General features: G+C 48.0%; 17 protein-coding genes. 10 read left to right on the forward strand and 7 right to left on the reverse strand.

Annotation, left to right across the window (positions count from 1 at the left end; genetic code table 11):
* Positions 1-9: 9 nt before the first annotated feature.
* Entirely contained in the window at positions 10-297 is a 288-nt protein-coding gene (locus JFY74_12515; GenBank protein ID QQG26957.1) for an antibiotic biosynthesis monooxygenase, read from the reverse strand.
* A gap of 184 nt (positions 298-481) precedes the next feature.
* Here JFY74_12515 and pyrC point away from each other — a divergent pair, with 184 nt between their 5' ends.
* The 6 genes from pyrC to JFY74_12545 all read left to right on the forward strand — a co-directional run bounded on the left by pyrC (position 482) and on the right by JFY74_12545 (position 4,331).
* Positions 482-1,525 carry a dihydroorotase gene (pyrC, locus tag JFY74_12520; GenBank protein QQG26958.1) on the forward strand — a complete coding sequence of 348 codons (1,044 nt, stop codon included), beginning with the start codon at positions 482-484 and terminating at the stop codon, positions 1,523-1,525.
* 106 nt (positions 1,526-1,631) lie between these two features.
* A complete protein-coding gene (dinI, locus tag JFY74_12525) occupies positions 1,632-1,871 on the forward strand; it encodes a DNA damage-inducible protein I (GenBank protein ID QQG26959.1) in 240 nt (79 codons plus the stop codon).
* Positions 1,872-1,959: 88 nt separating this feature from the next.
* On the forward strand, positions 1,960-2,217 hold the full coding sequence (locus JFY74_12530) for a hypothetical protein (GenBank protein QQG26960.1): 258 nt from the start codon (positions 1,960-1,962) through the stop codon (positions 2,215-2,217).
* A 241-nt stretch (positions 2,218-2,458) separates the two neighbouring features.
* Complete coding sequence (gene bssS / locus JFY74_12535) at positions 2,459-2,713, forward strand: biofilm formation regulator BssS (GenBank protein ID QQG26961.1); 255 nt, start codon at positions 2,459-2,461, stop codon at positions 2,711-2,713.
* Between the two features lie 458 nt (positions 2,714-3,171).
* Complete coding sequence (locus JFY74_12540) at positions 3,172-3,726, forward strand: cytochrome b (GenBank protein QQG26962.1); 555 nt, start codon at positions 3,172-3,174, stop codon at positions 3,724-3,726.
* 29 nt (positions 3,727-3,755) lie between these two features.
* Positions 3,756-4,331: a YceI family protein gene (locus JFY74_12545; GenBank protein QQG30535.1), complete on the forward strand. Its 576-nt coding sequence runs from the start codon at positions 3,756-3,758 to the stop codon at positions 4,329-4,331.
* A 73-nt stretch (positions 4,332-4,404) separates the two neighbouring features.
* On the opposite strand, the gene JFY74_12550 is transcribed toward JFY74_12545, so the two are convergent.
* Positions 4,405-5,472, reverse strand: coding sequence for a rhodanese-related sulfurtransferase (locus JFY74_12550; protein ID QQG26963.1), 1,068 nt, complete (start codon positions 5,470-5,472; stop codon positions 4,405-4,407).
* 235 nt (positions 5,473-5,707) lie between these two features.
* On the opposite strand from JFY74_12550, the gene JFY74_12555 reads away from it, so the two are divergent.
* On the forward strand, positions 5,708-6,802 hold the full coding sequence (locus tag JFY74_12555) for an NADH:flavin oxidoreductase/NADH oxidase (GenBank protein ID QQG26964.1): 1,095 nt from the start codon (positions 5,708-5,710) through the stop codon (positions 6,800-6,802).
* Between the two features lie 254 nt (positions 6,803-7,056).
* Entirely contained in the window at positions 7,057-7,977 is a 921-nt protein-coding gene (locus JFY74_12560; GenBank protein ID QQG26965.1) for an LpxL/LpxP family Kdo(2)-lipid IV(A) lauroyl/palmitoleoyl acyltransferasee, read from the forward strand.
* A gap of 137 nt (positions 7,978-8,114) precedes the next feature.
* On the opposite strand, the gene mdoH is transcribed toward JFY74_12560, so the two are convergent.
* Both mdoH and JFY74_12570 read right to left on the reverse strand, forming a co-directional pair.
* Positions 8,115-10,679 carry a glucans biosynthesis glucosyltransferase MdoH gene (gene mdoH, locus JFY74_12565; GenBank protein ID QQG26966.1) on the reverse strand — a complete coding sequence of 855 codons (2,565 nt, stop codon included), beginning with the start codon at positions 10,677-10,679 and terminating at the stop codon, positions 8,115-8,117.
* Positions 10,672-12,207: a glucan biosynthesis protein G gene (locus JFY74_12570; protein QQG30536.1), complete on the reverse strand. Its 1,536-nt coding sequence runs from the start codon at positions 12,205-12,207 to the stop codon at positions 10,672-10,674. The genes mdoH and JFY74_12570 overlap by 8 nt, the downstream gene beginning before the upstream one ends.
* A 409-nt stretch (positions 12,208-12,616) precedes the next feature.
* Between JFY74_12570 and JFY74_12575 the strand changes: the two genes are divergently transcribed.
* A complete protein-coding gene (locus tag JFY74_12575) occupies positions 12,617-13,066 on the forward strand; it encodes a DUF2946 domain-containing protein (GenBank protein ID QQG26967.1) in 450 nt (149 codons plus the stop codon).
* Between the two features lie 101 nt (positions 13,067-13,167).
* On the forward strand, positions 13,168-14,691 hold the full coding sequence (locus JFY74_12580; protein QQG26968.1) for a PepSY domain-containing protein: 1,524 nt from the start codon (positions 13,168-13,170) through the stop codon (positions 14,689-14,691).
* A 100-nt stretch (positions 14,692-14,791) separates the two neighbouring features.
* Here the strand turns inward: JFY74_12580 and JFY74_12585 are convergent, their stop codons facing one another.
* The 3 genes from JFY74_12585 to JFY74_12595 form a co-directional block, all read right to left on the reverse strand.
* A complete protein-coding gene (locus tag JFY74_12585) occupies positions 14,792-16,456 on the reverse strand; it encodes a HAMP domain-containing protein (GenBank protein ID QQG26969.1) in 1,665 nt (554 codons plus the stop codon).
* An 852-nt stretch (positions 16,457-17,308) separates the two neighbouring features.
* On the reverse strand, positions 17,309-17,590 hold the full coding sequence (locus JFY74_12590; protein ID QQG26970.1) for a hypothetical protein: 282 nt from the start codon (positions 17,588-17,590) through the stop codon (positions 17,309-17,311).
* Positions 17,591-17,747: 157 nt separating this feature from the next.
* Positions 17,748-18,035, reverse strand: a complete 288-nt coding sequence (locus JFY74_12595; GenBank protein QQG26971.1) for a hypothetical protein — start codon at positions 18,033-18,035, stop codon at positions 17,748-17,750.
* Positions 18,036-18,072: the final 37 nt, after the last annotated feature.

Genomic DNA, 18,072 nt, shown 5'->3' on the forward strand with positions numbered 1-18,072 from the left:
AAACTGTCGTTAGCCTAAAAAATTCAACGTCTTAATATCTACACTGTCTGTTTTACCATCCAGTTCCACCAAGAAGCGTTTAAAGTGCTCACTCTGCCCATGTGATGCCACTGCATCTTGATTCTTCCAACGCTCGAAGAACACAAACAAACCTAGTTTATCCACAACTTCATGCAGATCATACTGCACATTGCCTGCTTCCTGTCGGCTTGGCGATACCAAACGTTTTAGCGTCGCAGTAACATCTGCAATGAACTCTGCTTTTGCCTGAATAGTGGCCACAATACGAATTTCCATATACATCCCTTATTTATCAATGAAAAGATAATGCTATCAAATGCCAATCCACGGTTAATTTCAAGCATTCATCAACAAACGGATGCATTCAAATAGCTTTACGCTTATCCTTATCCCCCGCCGTATCAGTCCCAAAACCAACCGAAAGACGATGTTTTTCTACTGACCGCCGGAGCGCAATTCCATGACCGCACAGCCCACTATTCTTAAAATCCGTCGCCCTGACGATTGGCACATTCACCTGCGTGACGATCAGATGCTGGAAACCGTTCTCCCCTATACCAGCCGTTTCTTCGGCCGTGCGATTGTTATGCCTAACTTGACGCCGCCTATTACCAGCGTAGCCAGCGCTATCGCGTATCGTCAGCGTATTTTGGCCGCAGTCCCGCAGGGTGATAACTTTCATCCGCTGATGACGTGCTACCTGACCGATGCGCTTGATGCTAATGAAATCGTGAGTGGCTTTGAGCAAGGCGTCTTTACTGCGGCCAAACTCTATCCAGCCAATGCGACAACGAACTCCAGCCATGGGGTCACCAGTGTCGCCAATATTTCTGGCATTCTGGAACAAATGCAGAAAATTGGCATGCCGTTACTCATCCACGGTGAAGTTACCGACTCTGCCGTTGATATTTTCGATCGGGAAGCGCGCTTCATCGAAACCGTGCTGGAACCATTACGCAAACAGTTCCCTAAGTTGAAGGTCGTCCTTGAGCACATTACGACGAAAGAAGCCGCGCAGTATGTTGTTGAAGGTAACGATTATCTCGCCGCAACCATTACACCGCAGCATCTGATGTTTAACCGCAATCATATGCTGGTTGGTGGCGTTCGTCCCCACCTATATTGCCTACCCATCTTAAAACGCAATACGCATCAGCAGGCGCTACGTGAAGCGGTCGCTGGCGGCTGTGACCGACTTTTCCTCGGCACTGACTCCGCGCCCCATGCAAAACACAGAAAAGAGTCCAGCTGCGGCTGTGCCGGTGTGTTCAATGCTCAGTCGGCATTAAGTACCTACGCCACCGTTTTTGAAGAAATGAACGCGCTGGATAAACTCGAAGCATTCTGCTCCCTGAACGGCCCACGTTTTTATGGCCTGCCGGTAAACGACAGCTGGATTGAGCTTCATCGTGAAACCGTCACGTTCCCCGAAGAAATCGCTCTCGGCGACGAATCGCTAATCCCCTTCCTGGCTGGCCAAAGCCTCAACTGGTCAGTCCGTTAATCGACAAGCCCATCCGCATTATGCCGATGGGCTAAATTTTATTGCGTGTCTTGTTCTCCACTCACAATAACTGTATAAATAAACAGTTTAAAATTTGGAGGTCAGCATGCGCGTAGAAATCACTCTTGCAAAGACAACGCCTTTACCCGCCGGCGCAGTCGACGCACTCAGGCATGAGCTGGAAAAGCGTATTCACAAAATTTATCCCGACACTCCCATTCAAGTTCGTTATGCATCCGCAAATAACCTGACAGTCATGGGGGCAGGCAAAGAGGACAAAGATCGTATCTCTGAAATCTTGCAGGAAACATGGGAAAGCGCCGACGACTGGTTTACCGCAGAGTAATCTAAAGCTTGAAAAATAACGAAGATATAGGCTGTAATGGCAGTTTAAAGCGGCAATTCGCCATGTGCTATGACCGAGGGTATCTGTTATGACGGTAGAAAAACCAGAAGAGGCAATGACATTCGGGGAACTGCTGGAGCTGATTGGCGAACAACAACGCAAAATAGACGCTCTGGAACTTGCCTTTTCGTCCCTGGCATTCTGCCTTGATGAAAAAGCAAACAAACTGATGATTCACAATCTGGCACTCGAATCTCAAAATGAGAACCGGGATCCTGCGATGAAGAAATACCTTGCTCGACTTGCTGCCGCATTGGAGAAAAATGCAGGATTTGGTGTGGAATAATGCTCTTTCGCCGCTGTTAACAACACCTTCGGGATGAAAATCTGTTCATCCCGATATTTCATCTAACGCATCGCCTATCCCTTAGCCACACCTGTCTGTGTAATCTTTTTTACGAAAAATTGAAAATATTTCCCATAAATTAAATAAGCAGCAGTATACTGATAATGTTCATTTAAAAATAATGAGCCACCAGAAGCCTCGTTAGTCACTCATGTTAGTAACTAGTCAATAAGGGGTATTTATGGATAGAAAAAATGAAGTTATTCAGACACATCCTCTTGTAGGTTGGGACATCAGCACCGTTGACAGTTATGACGCCATGATGATCCGTTTGCACTACTTATCCACCTCGGACCAAGCACCAGATGAAGCACATGTAGACCGGACGCTTTGGCTAACGACCGATGTTGCAAGGCAACTGATACACATACTTGAAGCAGGTATTGCAAAAATCGAATCTACAGACTGTGACGCCAGTGATTATCGAAAACATTAGTAATTGATAACGTTATTAATATTATATTCAATACCCATTGATTTTCCTAAAATAACAACACCGCCAATAGGCGGTGTTGTTATTTTAGGGCTATTCTCATTTCTTTTTATATCCATCAATCAATTAAGTTGAACCTATCTGTTCTTATACCCCCACCGACTCTTATACTAATAATCACCCGCTACATCATTATTCAACTAATAGAGCCCCTTTCCAGTGCCATTAATTTATTTCACCGTCGTCTTTATTCATCCTTCGCCTGAAACCAGGCATTAGAAATATCTATTTCTAGTAAAGAACTTCCATAACCAAACTGAATAAATTATGAATTTAAATTCAAAAAAATTGCTCATGTTTATGATAATGTTGCAATTTGAAAGTTTATATTGATTTTATGTTTCTTCCTGTTAAATTTCGCCGAATTGACTGCGTTACCGATCTGATAAGGAGTTATCACCATGCTTTGGCGTAATACCTCTTCTCGTTATGGCCATATCAGCATTCTTTTGCACTGGATTGCAGCGTTAACCGTTTATGGCATGTTCGCTTTAGGACTGTGGATGGTCACATTAGGGTACTACAATATTTGGTATCACCGTGCTCCAGAGATTCACAAAGCCATTGGCGTGTTGTTCTTTGCCATCTTAATCTTTCGCGTGGTGTGGCGTTTTATCTCCCCACCGCCTCCGCCGTTGAAAAGCTATTCCACATTAACCCGCGTCAGCGCGACGCTGGCTCATATTGCGCTTTATGTCATTCTTTTCGCCATTCTCATTAGTGGATATCTCATTTCCACTGCCGAAGGGCATTCTATCTCAGTTTTTGGCTGGTTTTCTGTTCCGGCCATTGTCAGCGGCTTGACGGATCAGGCCGATATAGCAGGCGACGTGCATCTTTATCTTGCATGGGCGGTGGTTGCCTTATCAGCACTGCACGGTTTAGCCGCATTAAAACACCACTTTATCGATGGTGATAACACGTTGAAACGGATGTTGGGTCGCAACGTTCCTTAACTTTCTGGATTTATGGAGAAATACCAATGCTGAAGAAAACACTACTGAGCCTGACCGCTGTATCCATGCTTGCCTCTGCCGGTTCTGCACTGGCGGCAGAATACAAGTTCGATAAAGAAGGCCAGCACGCGTTTATCGAATTCCGCATTAAACACCTCGGTTACAGCTGGCTTTACGGCAGCTTTAACGACTTCGATGGTGCCTTTACCTTTGATGAGAAAAACCCATCAGCAGATAAAGTGAATGTCACTATCAACACCAACAGCGTTGACACTAACCACGCAGAACGTGACAAGCACCTTCGCAGTGCAGAATTTTTAAACGTTACCAAGCATCCGCAGGCAACGTTTACGTCCACTGAAGTGAAGAAAGACGGTGAAGATTACGATATTACCGGCAACCTGACCTTAAATGGCGTTACCAAGCCCGTTAAGCTGGATGCCAAACTCATCGGTCAGGGTGATGACCCGTGGGGTAACTATCGTGCAGGTTTTCAAGCCGAAGGCACTATCAAGCTGAAAGACTTCAACATCACGACGGATTTGGGTCCAGCTTCACAGGATGTAGAACTGATTATTGCTGTTGAAGGCGTTCGCCAGAAATAAGGCAGCACCACGTATCAACACGACACAGCCCTTTCCATTGGAAAGGGCTTTTTATTGCATGATGAGCCGTTCGCTATTCAGCCTTATCTTTCGCTACGGGTGCAGGAATGTGCAATGTTGACTGCAACAATCCTTTGGATTTATTGAAGATCTTCATCCCATTTTCACGCCCGCTGCGTATCGCCCTTTGCTCTTCGAGTGGCAACTTCGTTTCATCCTGACACTGCGTACTGCAACAGCCTTCGTACTTTGCGGCACAGTTCGGACATTGGATAAACAGAAGATGGCACCCTTCATTACGGCAGTTAGTGTGACTATCACACGACGCTCCGCACTGATGGCAATGCGCGATAACGTCATCAGAGATACGCTCTCCCATCCGTTCATCAAACACGAAATTCTTGCCGATAAACTTCAGCGGTAAACCCTGAGCTTTAGCCTGACGCGTATACTCGATAATGCCGCCCTCGACGTGATACACGTTCTTAAAGCCGTGATGCAGCATGTAAGCGCTGGCCTTCTCGCAACGGATACCGCCCGTGCAGTACATGACAATATTTTTATCACGCACCTCGTCCAGCATTTCAACCGCCATCGGTAGCTGCTCGCGAAAGGTATCCGATGGGACTTCCAGCGCATTCTCGAAATGCCCGACTTCGTATTCGTAATGATTACGCATATCAACAAATACAGTATCAGGATCGTCAGCCATCGCATTGACCTGATCGGCTTTCAGATATTGCCCGACATTCGCCGGGTTAAAAGTAGGATCGTCAATGCCATCGGCAACAATCCGTTCGCGTACTTTCATACGCAACACCCAGAACGATTTCCCGTCATCTTCCAAAGCGATGTTTAAGCGAATCTGATCGAGTGCCGGATGCGCACTGAACAATGCAGCTTTAAAGGCATCGAACTGATTATTGGGTACGCTGATTTGGGCGTTAATCCCTTCAGTGGCAATATAAATACGCCCGAAGACCTTATATTGCTCAAGCTGAATATACAGACAATCGCGAAAGGCTTTTGGATCGTCAATCGTAAAATATTTATAGAAGGAAACTGTGGTACGCGGCTCGGTTTCCGCAAGCATACGCGCCTTCAGTTCCTCATTAGAAATTCGGTTATGTAACACTGGCATGGTGTACGTTCCTGTTTTCATTGAGGTTAGCGTGTGACGTTCAATATCAAGCTATCGCTCGATACATCGAATCGCCCGGCATCATACCTGATAGCGCTGAGGCTGTCAGGGCATGAAATGAATAGCGCAACGAGAAAGAGTGATCTACCGTAAACCTATGACCTTACCGTAATCCCATGACCTCTGGGATTCATTTTTGCTTTCATGAAGTATCATCATCGAAGGATCTGTCATTATGAGTCAGCTTTTCTCCCCCGTATCGCTTGGTAAACTCGAACTGCCCAACCGAATCATCATTGCCCCCATGTGTCAGTATTCAGCTGAGGACGGCAAGGCGACAGCCTGGCATACGATGCATTTAGGTAACTTGTCACATTCTGGCGCTGGATTGCTCATTATCGAAGCTACCGCGGTTTCGCCAGAAGGTCGGATCTCCCCGCACGACCTTGGTTTATGGGATGACGCGACAGAGCAGGCTCTTGCTGGCGTGATTCAGTCTGTCAAAACCTATTCTGGCATGCCCCTCGGCATACAGCTGGGGCACGCGGGTCGCAAAGCCTCAACGGGCGTTCCGTGGAGCGGACGGGCATTTCTGCATCCAGAACAGGGAGGATGGCAGACTATCGCGCCATCGGCTGTCCCTTACAACGCCAGTGATGCAACACCACAGGCCATGTCAGAACCGCAAATCCGTGCGCTAATTAACGCGTTCGTTGACTCAGCTAAACGTGCGGATCGTCTGGGCTTTGATCTGATAGAGATTCACGCTGCTCACGGCTATTTACTGCACCAGTTCCTTTCGCCGCTGACAAATCAGCGCACGGATGGCTATGGCGGTTCGCTTCAAAATCGGATGCGTCTGGTCGTTGAAATTTACCGCGCGATACGCGACGTTTTCCCTGAACATAAAGCCGTTGGTGTGCGCATTTCTGCGACAGATGGTGTGGAAGGCAGCTGGGATCTGGAACAGTCCGTACAGCTCAGTAAAGCACTGCACGAATTGGGCTGCGATTTCATCCATGTATCCAGTGGTGGACTATCACCATTACAGCAGATTCATCCTGCGCCTAATTATCAGGTTCCCTATGCGCAGAGGATTAAACAAGAAGTTGGTATTACGACCATCGCCGTTGGATTGATCACCGAACCGGAACAGGCTGAAGCGATCGTTGCAACCGGTGAGGCAGATGCTATCGGGCTGGCTCGCGCGATACTCTTCGATCCTCGCTGGCCGTGGCATGCGGCCGCCAGACTCGGCGCACAGGTATCCGCCCCTGCACAGTACTGGCGTAGCGAACCACACTACGCCCGAGGCATTTTCAAACAATAACCATGTGCATCAGGCGATCCTTTCAGGGTCGCCTCTTCCCCATTTCACCACGCCCTATGCCACCAAAAGTCAAAAATCATTCTCTGGAGATGGTACGATTATTGCTTGTTTTTGTATAAAAATCAGTCAATAAGACGGCAATAGTTTGTTTTATTGGCAAAGCACCGCAATAATCTATCTTGCAGTTAATCATTAACTCGATTCTTTTTAACGGTTCGCGTGCCGACCAGCACCAAAATATTGATACTGAGGCCATGACACAAATCCCTTCTTTTAATCGTTCATTGCTACATCCGCGCTACTGGCTCACCTGGTTGGGCATCGGTATCCTTTACCTGATCGTTTTGCTGCCCTACCCCGTTATTTATCGTATCGGTACCACGCTCGGCTATCTGGCCATGCGCCTGCTACCAAAGCGCGTCAAGATTGCCGCTCGCAACCTTGAACTGTGTTTCCCCGACATGCCACAGGCTGAGCGGGATGCATTAGTCAGGAAGAATTTTGAATCGGTCGGCATGGGCGTAGTTGAAACGGGTATGGCCTGGTTTTGGCCGAATTGGCGTCTCGAACGCTGGTTTACGGTTACAGGCCTTGAGCACATACATCCTGAGAACGAGCGGGAGCAAGGCGTATTGCTGATCGGACTGCATTTTTTAACGTTGGAACTCGGTGCGCGAGTTTTTGGTATGCACAATCCGGGAATCGGCGTGTATCGTCCGAATGATAACAAGCTGATTGACTGGTTACAGACGTGGGGAAGGCTGCGCTCCAATAAATCCATGCTGGACCGGAAAGATCTTAAGGGCATGATACGCGCCCTCAAACAGGGGGACATAATCTGGTATGCCCCAGATCACGATTATGGCCCGCGCAGTAGCGTATTCGCCCCGTTGTTTGCCGTAGACACCGCGGCAACCACCCGCGGGAGCTATATGCTGATAAAAACGGCGCTTCCGGCAATCGTCCCATTTGTGCCACGCCGACTGCCCGAAGGAAAAGGTTATGAATTACTGATTCAGCCTGCTGAACAGGGTGCACCTGTAGATAATGAAACTGCGACTGCCGCCTGGATGAACAACGTTGTTGAACAGAACATTCTGCTCGCACTGGATCAATACATGTGGCTACATCGCCGTTTTAAAACGCGCCCGGAAGGCGAACCGTCACTTTATTAACTATCATATTTCAGCATTCACCGTTCCGGTTGCTCATTCCAAGAACGGCTACACGTTATGACAGACGAAAAAAAGCAACGGCGATGGATTGCCGTTGCTTTATCTTTCACACCACTAATTTTCTACACTACAAGCAGTTAGCTTTTGATATGAAGTGCGGGAAGTTTTTGGTAAGACTCAACCCACGCAGTATACGCTTCTGGTTTTTGCCACACATGGTAGTGCAAGCGCGAGATCGTAACAGGATCGCTAAGCAATGCCAGACGCTGATTATTGCTCACCTCTTCCGGCTTGCGATTCAAAGCATCACGCACATTCTGCTCACGTACGTCTTCAATTGCCTGGCTAAAGCGATGACGCGCCGTTGCCATTGCACTGGCAAGGGCGTTAACTGACGGATCAAAGACAGCCTGTATAAACCCGTTATCGAGTCTACGTTGGTGGTTCAATCGGCAATATTCATCCGTAGCGACCAGTTCGCGTGGCGGATTAAACTCTTCCGGAATCATCAACAGCTTCGCACGCTTACAGCTCAGCCCCAAGACCGCACGGCTCGAATAAACCGACACGAATGGCGACAGAATCAGTGAGAAGACAATCGGTGACAGCCACCACAAGAAGCGCAGATCCAACCATGCCATGCCAATCGCCCAGACCAGTCCGAGAATCAGCTGGGAACCGTGGCGCACAAATGCTTCGCTCCACGGCGTCGCATCATCGTCACGCTGTGGAGAATTCCACTGCACCGACCAGCCGAGAAACGCACTGACTACAAACACCGTATGGAACAGCATACGAACCGGTGCCAGCAGAACCGAGAATAGCATTTCCAGCAGCAGAGAAAGGAATACTCGGACAGCACCGCCGTACTCTTTTGCCCCTTTCGCCCACACCAGAATCACGCTCAACAGTTTTGGTAAGAACAGCAAGACTAATGTCGTTGAAAAGAGTGCGATAGCCAGTTCAGGCCGCCACTGTGGCCAAACGGGGAACAGCTGTCGAGGCTGCAAGAAGTACTGTGGTTCCATCAGTGTATGCACAACCTGTAAGGCTGTAGAGAGCACCAAGAACATAAACCACAGCGGTGCAGACAGATAAGACATCACACCAGTAAGGAACACGGCACGGTGAACCGGATGCATGCCTTTAACCAGGAACAACCGGAAATTCATCAGGTTACCATGGCACCAGCGGCGGTCACGTTTCAGTTCATCCAACAGGTTAGGCGGCAGCTCTTCATAGCTTCCAGGCAGATCGTATGCGATCCACACGCCCCATCCCGCACGACGCATCAGCGCCGCTTCAACGAAGTCGTGAGAAAGAATAGCGCCTGCGAACGAGCCTTCACCCGGCAGCGGTGCCAGAGCACAGTGCTCGATGAACGGTTTAACGCGGATAATCGCGTTATGGCCCCAGTAATGCGACTCACCCAGTTGCCAAAAATGCAGGCCGGCGGTGAACAGCGGCCCATAGACACGCGTTGCAAACTGCTGGCAACGTGCGTACAGCGTATCCATGCCAGAGGCTTTCGGCGAGGACTGGATGATACCGGCGTTCGGATTCGCTTCCATCAGTCTGACCAGAGACGTCAGACATTCACCGCTCATCACGCTATCGGCATCCAGAATCACCATATAGCTATACTGATTACCCCAGCGGCGGCAGAAATCATCGATATTTCCGCTCTTACGTTTGACACGACGACGGCGACGGCGATAGAAGATACGCCCTGCTCCACCAACATCACGGCACAGCTCCATCCAGGCTTTTTGCTCTGCCACGCAAATATCGGGGTCGTTACTGTCGCTCAGGACGTAAATATCAAAATGCTCAAGGTTGCCCGTCGCTTCAACCGATTCATACGTCGCACGCAATCCCGCAAACACGCGTTCTACGTCTTCGTTACAAATCGGCATGATTAACGCCGTGCGATGCTCAGGGTTCAGCGCCTCGTTACCCACCGTCGTGGAAGAGATACTGTATTTATCTCGACCAATCAGCAGTTGCAGGAACCCCATTAAGGCGGTCCAGAACCCGGCCGACACCCAGCAGAACAGTACCGCGAACAGAACCAGTATGCCGCTTTGCAGTACATAAGGAAGCAGTTGCATCAGCGAACGCGTCCAGGGCTGCCCCGCCATTTCAAACGGATCGATGAGCGCCCAGCCCTGATAAGGCAGGATGGTTTTCATGTACCAGGTTGCGATCGCCGTTTGGAACAACGTCAACGCCAGCAGAATATAGCGACGGATCGTCCCTACCAAACGCCAGCGGTTTTCGGAAATTTTCTCTTCTGGGCTGTAATGAGGGCGAGGCGGCACAGTACGACCCAACAGACTTTCCCACCAGCGGAGCAGTGGGTTTGTCCGCCAGACGTCAGGGAACATAGAAGCACGGGTAATGACAGGCATCGCTTTTAATGCCGTCCGCCCTTCTCTGTCTGTGCCGAGCTGTTTACCGTTGTCCAGACCATCAGCCCAGGTCATTTCAAGACGAGCCTGCACGGAATGCAGTGCAACATCGCCTTCTGCCTGAACATTAACCTGGTTACCTTCAGACTGTTTACCTTCAGACAAGGCATGATGCAAAACGGCCTGATCGTTCCAGGCCGCTTGCGGTAATTTTTCGCGAAGAACCTCTGCCTGCTCGGCAGGCAGAGGAAGTTTCTCAATATAATCGAGAGAGGAAGTTGACTTATTCATTAGCAGGCAGCTGATTGCTCCAGGTTTCAGTCAATGTCGTCTCGCCATTAACCAACGCAGCTCTCATTTCAGTCGGCTGTTTCGCATCTTTTACACGCAAACGCAGCGTCAGACGCCAGCCATGAGTGACCGGGTTATAGCGAACATTATTTTCTACAATCTCACCATTGTCGCCAATACTGACCTGAGAAGCTACCGGAGTGCTCTCATCCAGCTCTTTTAGATTCGGTCCAACAAAGTCCACAATGTAGGCGATCGTACCGTCAGGCTGGCGGATCAGGTTAGATTGTTTAACATCACCAGCAGAACGGCGAGTCTGTTGAACATAGGCAATGTTCGGGGAATGCAGTTGATCTTCGTCGCGCGTAAAGTGCAGACGATATTTAATATCCAGCGGTTTGCCCGTTTCTGGCAAGACATCAGGCGTCCAGAAGGCAACGATGTTGTCGTTGGTTTCGTCCGCGGTAGGGATTTCAACCAGCTCAACTTTTCCTTTGCCCCACTCGCCTTTAGGTTCAACCCAGCCGCTTGGGCGCAGATCGTAACGATCGTCAAGATCTTCATAGGCAGCAAAATCACGACCACGTTGCAACAGACCAAACCCTTTCGGGTTCTCTACCGCATACGTACTCACAGACAGGTGCTTAGGATTATTCAGCGGACGCCAAATCCATTCACCATTACCGGCATGAATTGACAAACCGTTAGAGTCGTTCAGCGCTGGACGGTAGTTCAGCGTCGGAGACGGCTGGTTCGGCCCAAACAGATACATACTGGTCAGCGGAGCGATACCCAGCTTGCCCACTTTATCACGCAGGAAGACTTTAGCCTGAACATCGACGACGCTGTCACGACCCGGATAAACGGTAAAACGGTAAGCCCCTGCGGCACGCGGCGAATCCAGCAGTGCATAAATAACCAGATGTTTATCATTCGCTTTTGGACGTTCAATCCAGAACTCACGGAAACGCGGGAACTCTTCCCCAGAAGGCAAAGCCGTATCGATAGCCAGACCACGGGCGGACAAGCCATAAATCTGGCCTTTACCTACCACACGGAAATAACTGGCACCCAGCATGCTGACGATTTCATCGTTCTTATCTGCTTTATTGATCGGATAGAGCACTTTAAAACCAGCAAAGCCAAGATTTTTAACCGTTTCAGGATCGTGATTAACGGAACCAAAATCAAAATACTCAGGAGAGTATTTAATCTCATCAACCGTTGTCGCCGTGACTTCATTAATTTTTACTGGGGTATCGAAATACATCCCCTGATGGTAAAACTGGAGCTTGAAAGGCGTCTGTACATTATTCCAGTATGATTTATCGTTATTGAAACGAATCTGCTGGTAGTCCGCAAATTTCATATCACGAAATTGCGCAGGAAGATTACTTTTCGGCGCTTCAAAACCCTTTTGTGCCAGCTTTTCAGCCTGCTGTGCCACATCATCAATAGAAAATGCCCAAGCAGGCACTGCGCTTACAGACAGCATAATGGCGGCGGACAGCCAGCGAAGGCTAGCAATCCGCTGTTTAAACCCAAATTTATTATCCAGCACAGCTCCCCCTGTTGGTGTGCTTCAATCAACTAAAATCCATATTAATGGATAAGTTAGCTTTCCTACAACTTGATAAATATATTGTTCATCATAATAGGTCAGCGTTTAAACAACGAGAACGCTAAAGCATGATAAACCGGGTTGTAAAAATGGAAAACAGCCACGGACTATAACGAATATCGACCTGCATAGGCGTAGGATTATTCCGTTTACGCCCACGCCATTTCCGATTATCCGCCGATAAAAAACCTGACAGATGGCGACATCGACTCACATAGCGCTTAAAGCATGGCTGGTATAAACATTTGTGTAACAAGGCAGGGACAAGTAAAGTACACTCCTTGGCTGAACTCGGTATTGTTGAATTAAGACTGCTATGCTTTTGTCCGCATTACGACGACGAAGTTTCCCAGCCTGGGTTGGCATCTTCGCTATTTTGACCATATTCATCGCACCAGTGATTTCACAAACACTGGTGCTTCATGAGCCTAGTGCAATTGCGCATAATACAATCTCATATAGCACAGCGTCATCCAGTAACAGCGGCAGTATAGCTGACCATCATCATAATCATACTGGTCACACGATGCCCGAGCATGGTGTGATGGCATCACACCATTCTCCCTCATCACCGTCCATGATGATGGATCATGCTGCTTGCGGTTACTGCGTACTCTTTTCGTATACGCCAGCGTTGTTCGCAACAGGATCTCTCAATCCCATACTGACCGCGTCTTTATCGGAAGCGCTGGTTATTCACTTTATCTCACGCACTGTCCTTCCTGAACGTTATGCTTCTCCTGTAGTACGCGCTCCGCCCTTCTGAATCATGCCCCATCATGCTCATGTGCATTTATAACGCATCGCGCTATACCCTTTCAGGTGTGGCGTTTGATCATTTTTTGCCAAATGATTTCAGAGGGTTCTATGTCACACCCTAATCAGGCGTCAGCAACTGCTGCTGCCACCGCCGTGCGCCAAACTGGAGAAAACACGTCGGATCAACAGGCGATAGATAAAGTATCGCCACGTGCCGCGATCGTCGCTCTATTCATCCGGCTTCATTTCTATATTGGTATTTTCGTTGGTCCTTTTATTTTTGTCGCTGCTCTGACAGGAACGTTATATGTCCTGACGCCGCAGATTGAAAACCGACTGTATTCGCACCAGCTCTTTACCGAAAGCCTGGGTACACCGCATTCGCTGGCTGAGCAAATTCGTGCAGCACAGGCAGGACTCACTCGCCACCAGGATGCAAAATTACTGGCGATACGCCCTGCCCCTGCGGCAGGTGAAACTACCCGCGTCATGTTTACCTTGCCGGAATTAGGACCATCGGAAAGCCGCGCCGTTTTCATTGATCCCATATCGCTGGAAAATCGCGGCAGTGAGATTGTTTACGGCACCAGCGGGATTCTGCCATTTCGTACCTGGCTTGATTACCTGCACCGTGGGTTGCTGCTAGGCGATGTCGGGCGTAATTACAGCGAGCTGGCTGCGTCCTGGCTGTGGGTCGCGGCGCTAGGCGGTATTGTCATCTGGTGGTCAACCCGACATATGTCGTCAGCAACCAAGCGGCGGAAATTGAAAAATAGCCGGACGACAACAGCGAAGGTGCAGCGCCTGCGTCATTGGCACGCAATGATGGGGCTCAGCCTTGTGCTTGGCTTGCTCTTTTTCTCCGTAACGGGGTTAACCTGGTCGCAATGGGCGGGAAGCAACATTTCTGTCGCCCGCACCGCGCTAGGATGGCAAACCCCATCGGTGAAAACTCAGTTGCCTGCCCCCCTGTCTCATCACGACATGATGCACGGTCACGATATGACGATGGCCACGGATGAGCACGCAGAGCACCATGCGTCAATGCCGATGGGAAATGTCGATGCCTCTTCACCCACGTTATTTGACGAGGTACTGGCTGCCGCACGTCATGCCGGGATTGATGCCAATAAAATCGAAATTCGCCCCGCCACTCAACCGCATCGCGCCTGGACCGTCAGTGAGATCGACCGCGCCTGGCCAACGCAGGTTGATGCCGTGTCGGTCAATCCTGATACGCTGGAGATTGTAGACAAAACCAATTTCAACACCTTCCCGCTGGCCGCCAAGCTCACTCGTTGGGGCGTGGATGCGCACATGGGCGTGTTATTCGGATTGCCAAACCAGCTCATCCTCGCGGCGTTTGGGCTTGGGCTCTGTGCAATGATCGTGTGGGGCTATCGGATGTGGTGGATACGCCGTCCAAAATCTCGTCATGACGCAAACCCGGTTAACACGCTGACGGCAGCATTGCTGCTGGTTCCTGTCTCTCATCGTGTACTCATTGCGTTCATTACGCTACTGCTGGCAGTGAGTTTGCCCGTTATGGGAATCAGCCTGATCGTCTTCCTGTTCATTGACGTTGTTCGGTGGCATATGAACCATCCAAAACAGAGCATCGTTAAACGCTAATTTTGCACGGTAACCATCACCTGCCATAACCATAAAAAAACCGCCATTGTGCAGCAACACAATGGCGGTCAATTAACGCTATATTATGAATAATAAGGCGTTAGAACGTGGTCCAATCCGCCAGTTCGCCTTTAGCAGACGTTTTTTCGGCACGGTTATTTTTAGGTGCAGCCAGCGCAGGCGCTGCTGCTTTTCTATTTAACACAGCACTTTTGTAGGATGAACCTAGATTAAATACGCTGACCGTACGTGCAAGGCTATCGGCTTGCTCCTGCAAAGAGAGAGCCGCAGCGGCGGATTCTTCAACCAGCGCGGCGTTTTGCTGGGTTGTGGTATCAATCTGACCCACGGCTAGGTTGATCTGGTTGATTCCATCGCTCTGCTCGCGGCTTGCCTGCGCAATTTCGCTGATGATTCCCGTTACGCCCTGCACATTCGTCACCAGTGAGTTCATCGTGACGCCAGTCTCTTCTACCAGCCCCATGCCGTCCTGCACTTTCTTGAACGAATCATCGATAAGTTCTTTGATTTCTTTTGCCGCCGTCGCGCTTCGCTGAGCCAACGCGCGTACCTCACTGGCAACAACGGCAAACCCTCTCCCTTGTTCACCCGCTCGCGCCGCTTCAACGGCAGCATTCAGCGCCAGAATATTAGTTTGGAATGCAATGCCATCAATCACGCCGATAATTTCTGCCATACGCTGTGATGAATCACGGATACCGCGCATTTCCTGCGTTACCGTTTCCATCATGGTACCGCTTTTCTTCACCGTTGCCGACGCGCTGGCAGCAAGGTCTGTCGCCTGCGTCGTGTTATCGGCAGTATTTCTTATTGTCGACGTCAATTGTTCCATTGATGACGCCGTTTCTTCCAGCGAACTTGCCTGTTCTTCCGTTCGGGCAGATAAATCCTGGTTCCCTGCCGCAATTTGCGATGCGGCACTGGAGATCGTTTCTGCACCATCGCGCACCTGGCTGACAATCTGCCTTAAGCTGCCGTTCATATTATTCAAGGCGGATAACAGCTGACCGGTTTCATCTTTACGCTCGGTATAAATTTCAGAGGTCAGATCGCCTTTCGCGACATTTTCGGCAACGCCCAGAGCTTCCTGTATCGGCTGAGTTACGCTGCGGGTAATCAATGAAGCAATAATTAATCCAGCCAGCGCACTGATGATAATGATCGTAGCAAGGACCATCAGCGCGTTTTTATAACTATCACCCACCTCTCGCGCTGAGGATGCCATTTTGGCATCCTGTATATTGATGAACTCATGAACCTTGCTGATGTATTTCGCCTGAGTAACACGCGTTACGTTGAAGTATTCTTCCGCAGCAGAGTCGGTGTTTCCTGCCGAGATCAATGAAGAGAGTTTATTTGCGGAGCCAAGGAAATCGCGGCGAATGTCGCCAATATCACGCAGTATCGCAACGGACTTATCGTCGCTTACTGATTGGTTCAGGTACTCCATGAGTTCAGATATCGTTCCTGAACGCTCTTTGTTCAGCGCCAACTGTTTGTTAATTTCACTTTCTGATTTAAGTAGTAGCAACAGCTGCTGATTATTGAGGTAATTATTCAGCTCATCAATGAGCTTGTTACTTTTGACGGTGAGTGGGTAATTTTGCGAAACAATTTCATCCACTTTTTCGTGAAAGTCACTTAGCTTTGAAATTGCAACACTGCCAATTACCAAAAGCATTAATACCAGGAAAGAAAATCCCGCCCCTAATCGATATCCTATACGCCAGTTGGACAAACTCATTAACATCTCCTTAATTAATTTTCTCTATCTGTATAAAAATATATAATTAAAAATTAATATTTATTTAATAAATACAGATAGCTCCAATACTCTTTTTCATAACAAAAAACACACATCTCTGGACAGATTATTTATATGCCCTGGTGAGAAACATAAACAATATATTGATAGACATGGTCCATCAAACCACATCCATCACAGCGCGGTCGAATTGGTCTAGCCAGATACGGCGATGGGTGCAAGGCATCTGCACATACTGGCGGTGGAAAAAGCGTCATCCTTTACACCTCATCTTTCACCGCACGTTCTCGTACCATGACTGGCTTCTTACATTCCCATGTTCCCTAAAGCCCAGAAACATTACCGTCACTAAAATTAGTGGTTAAATAGCAGCGACAAGGGTGAATAAAAACCAGAACACCTCTTCCTTACGCCGAAGGGGGTATCGGCCTTTTGTAGATAATCTTTATATTTTCTAACTTATGGCATTAATATCTATTAAATCGATCATTTTTTTAAAATCTATCTATTTATAAGATATATAGACTTTAGAAAAATGAATATTGTATTTAGGATATGACAATAAACTCAAAAATAAATAATAACAATTTGTTATACATTTAAATAAACACTGTTTGAATTTATATTCAACCACATGCAGGGAATAGAGATATATGAAAAATGAAGAAAATGGCGTGGGATAATGTGCTTTTCGGTGATATCCACGTGCTATACGAACATCAGGGGGAGCAAAAAAGACTCACCCAGACACCTTTTTATCAAGGTGTCTGGGTGATTTAATTTTGTTCTCTATTCTTTAAATCAATCAGAGATCAGAATCACATTCCAGCATTACTTTTTCTTGGAAGTCGCTTTAGATTTACCTTTCAGTAATTCTCGGAGTTTCTTGAGTTCTTTCTGCGTCAAGGGTACTTCTGCACCAACTTCCTCTGTACCCTGGCTATCGACCGATTCAGGAGACAACTCAGAGTTCTGGTGGCTTTCATCAAAGCTTCTCAGTAATCGAGCACTAACTTCTGCACTAATAGATACTTCGTTTTCCAATGCAGCGGCTTTGATTTTTTCTTTCAGCTCTGAGGAAATCTTCAGGGACAGGCTAGATATCTCACTCATTTTATTACCTTTCTCATGGGGTAAAATAGTAAGCTATGACAGCCAGCTAACAATGTCCATACTGAAATAAAAATTTAATATTTATGTCACAAAAATAGTTTAATTAATTTATTAGCAAAAAAATTATTACTTCGCTATTTTATTTCTCTACTGAATGTTATGCATTCCCATTTTTCATTCTCCAGCCATCAATCATTTTTCTGGTCACATCGTCTTTGTAACAAATAGGCGAATCCCTCCATGCGCTACGCTTACCACACTTACTGCCATTACGTACTGAATTATAAGGACAAGGGCAGTTATCGGAATAAGAATAAATTGATTCCTGAATGATCTTTTCTTTGATCTGCTCATCAGAAATCCGAGAATTTTTCGCCATACTGAGTGTAGAAACAGAAAGCAGGATCACTGCACATCCCATCGCAACCGATAGCATTATTTTCATACCGATGGTCTCATTTTAGCCAGAGGCTAATAACTGT

This window comes from Pectobacterium carotovorum (genome assembly GCA_016415585.1).
Classification (GTDB): domain Bacteria; phylum Pseudomonadota; class Gammaproteobacteria; order Enterobacterales; family Enterobacteriaceae; genus Pectobacterium; species Pectobacterium carotovorum_K.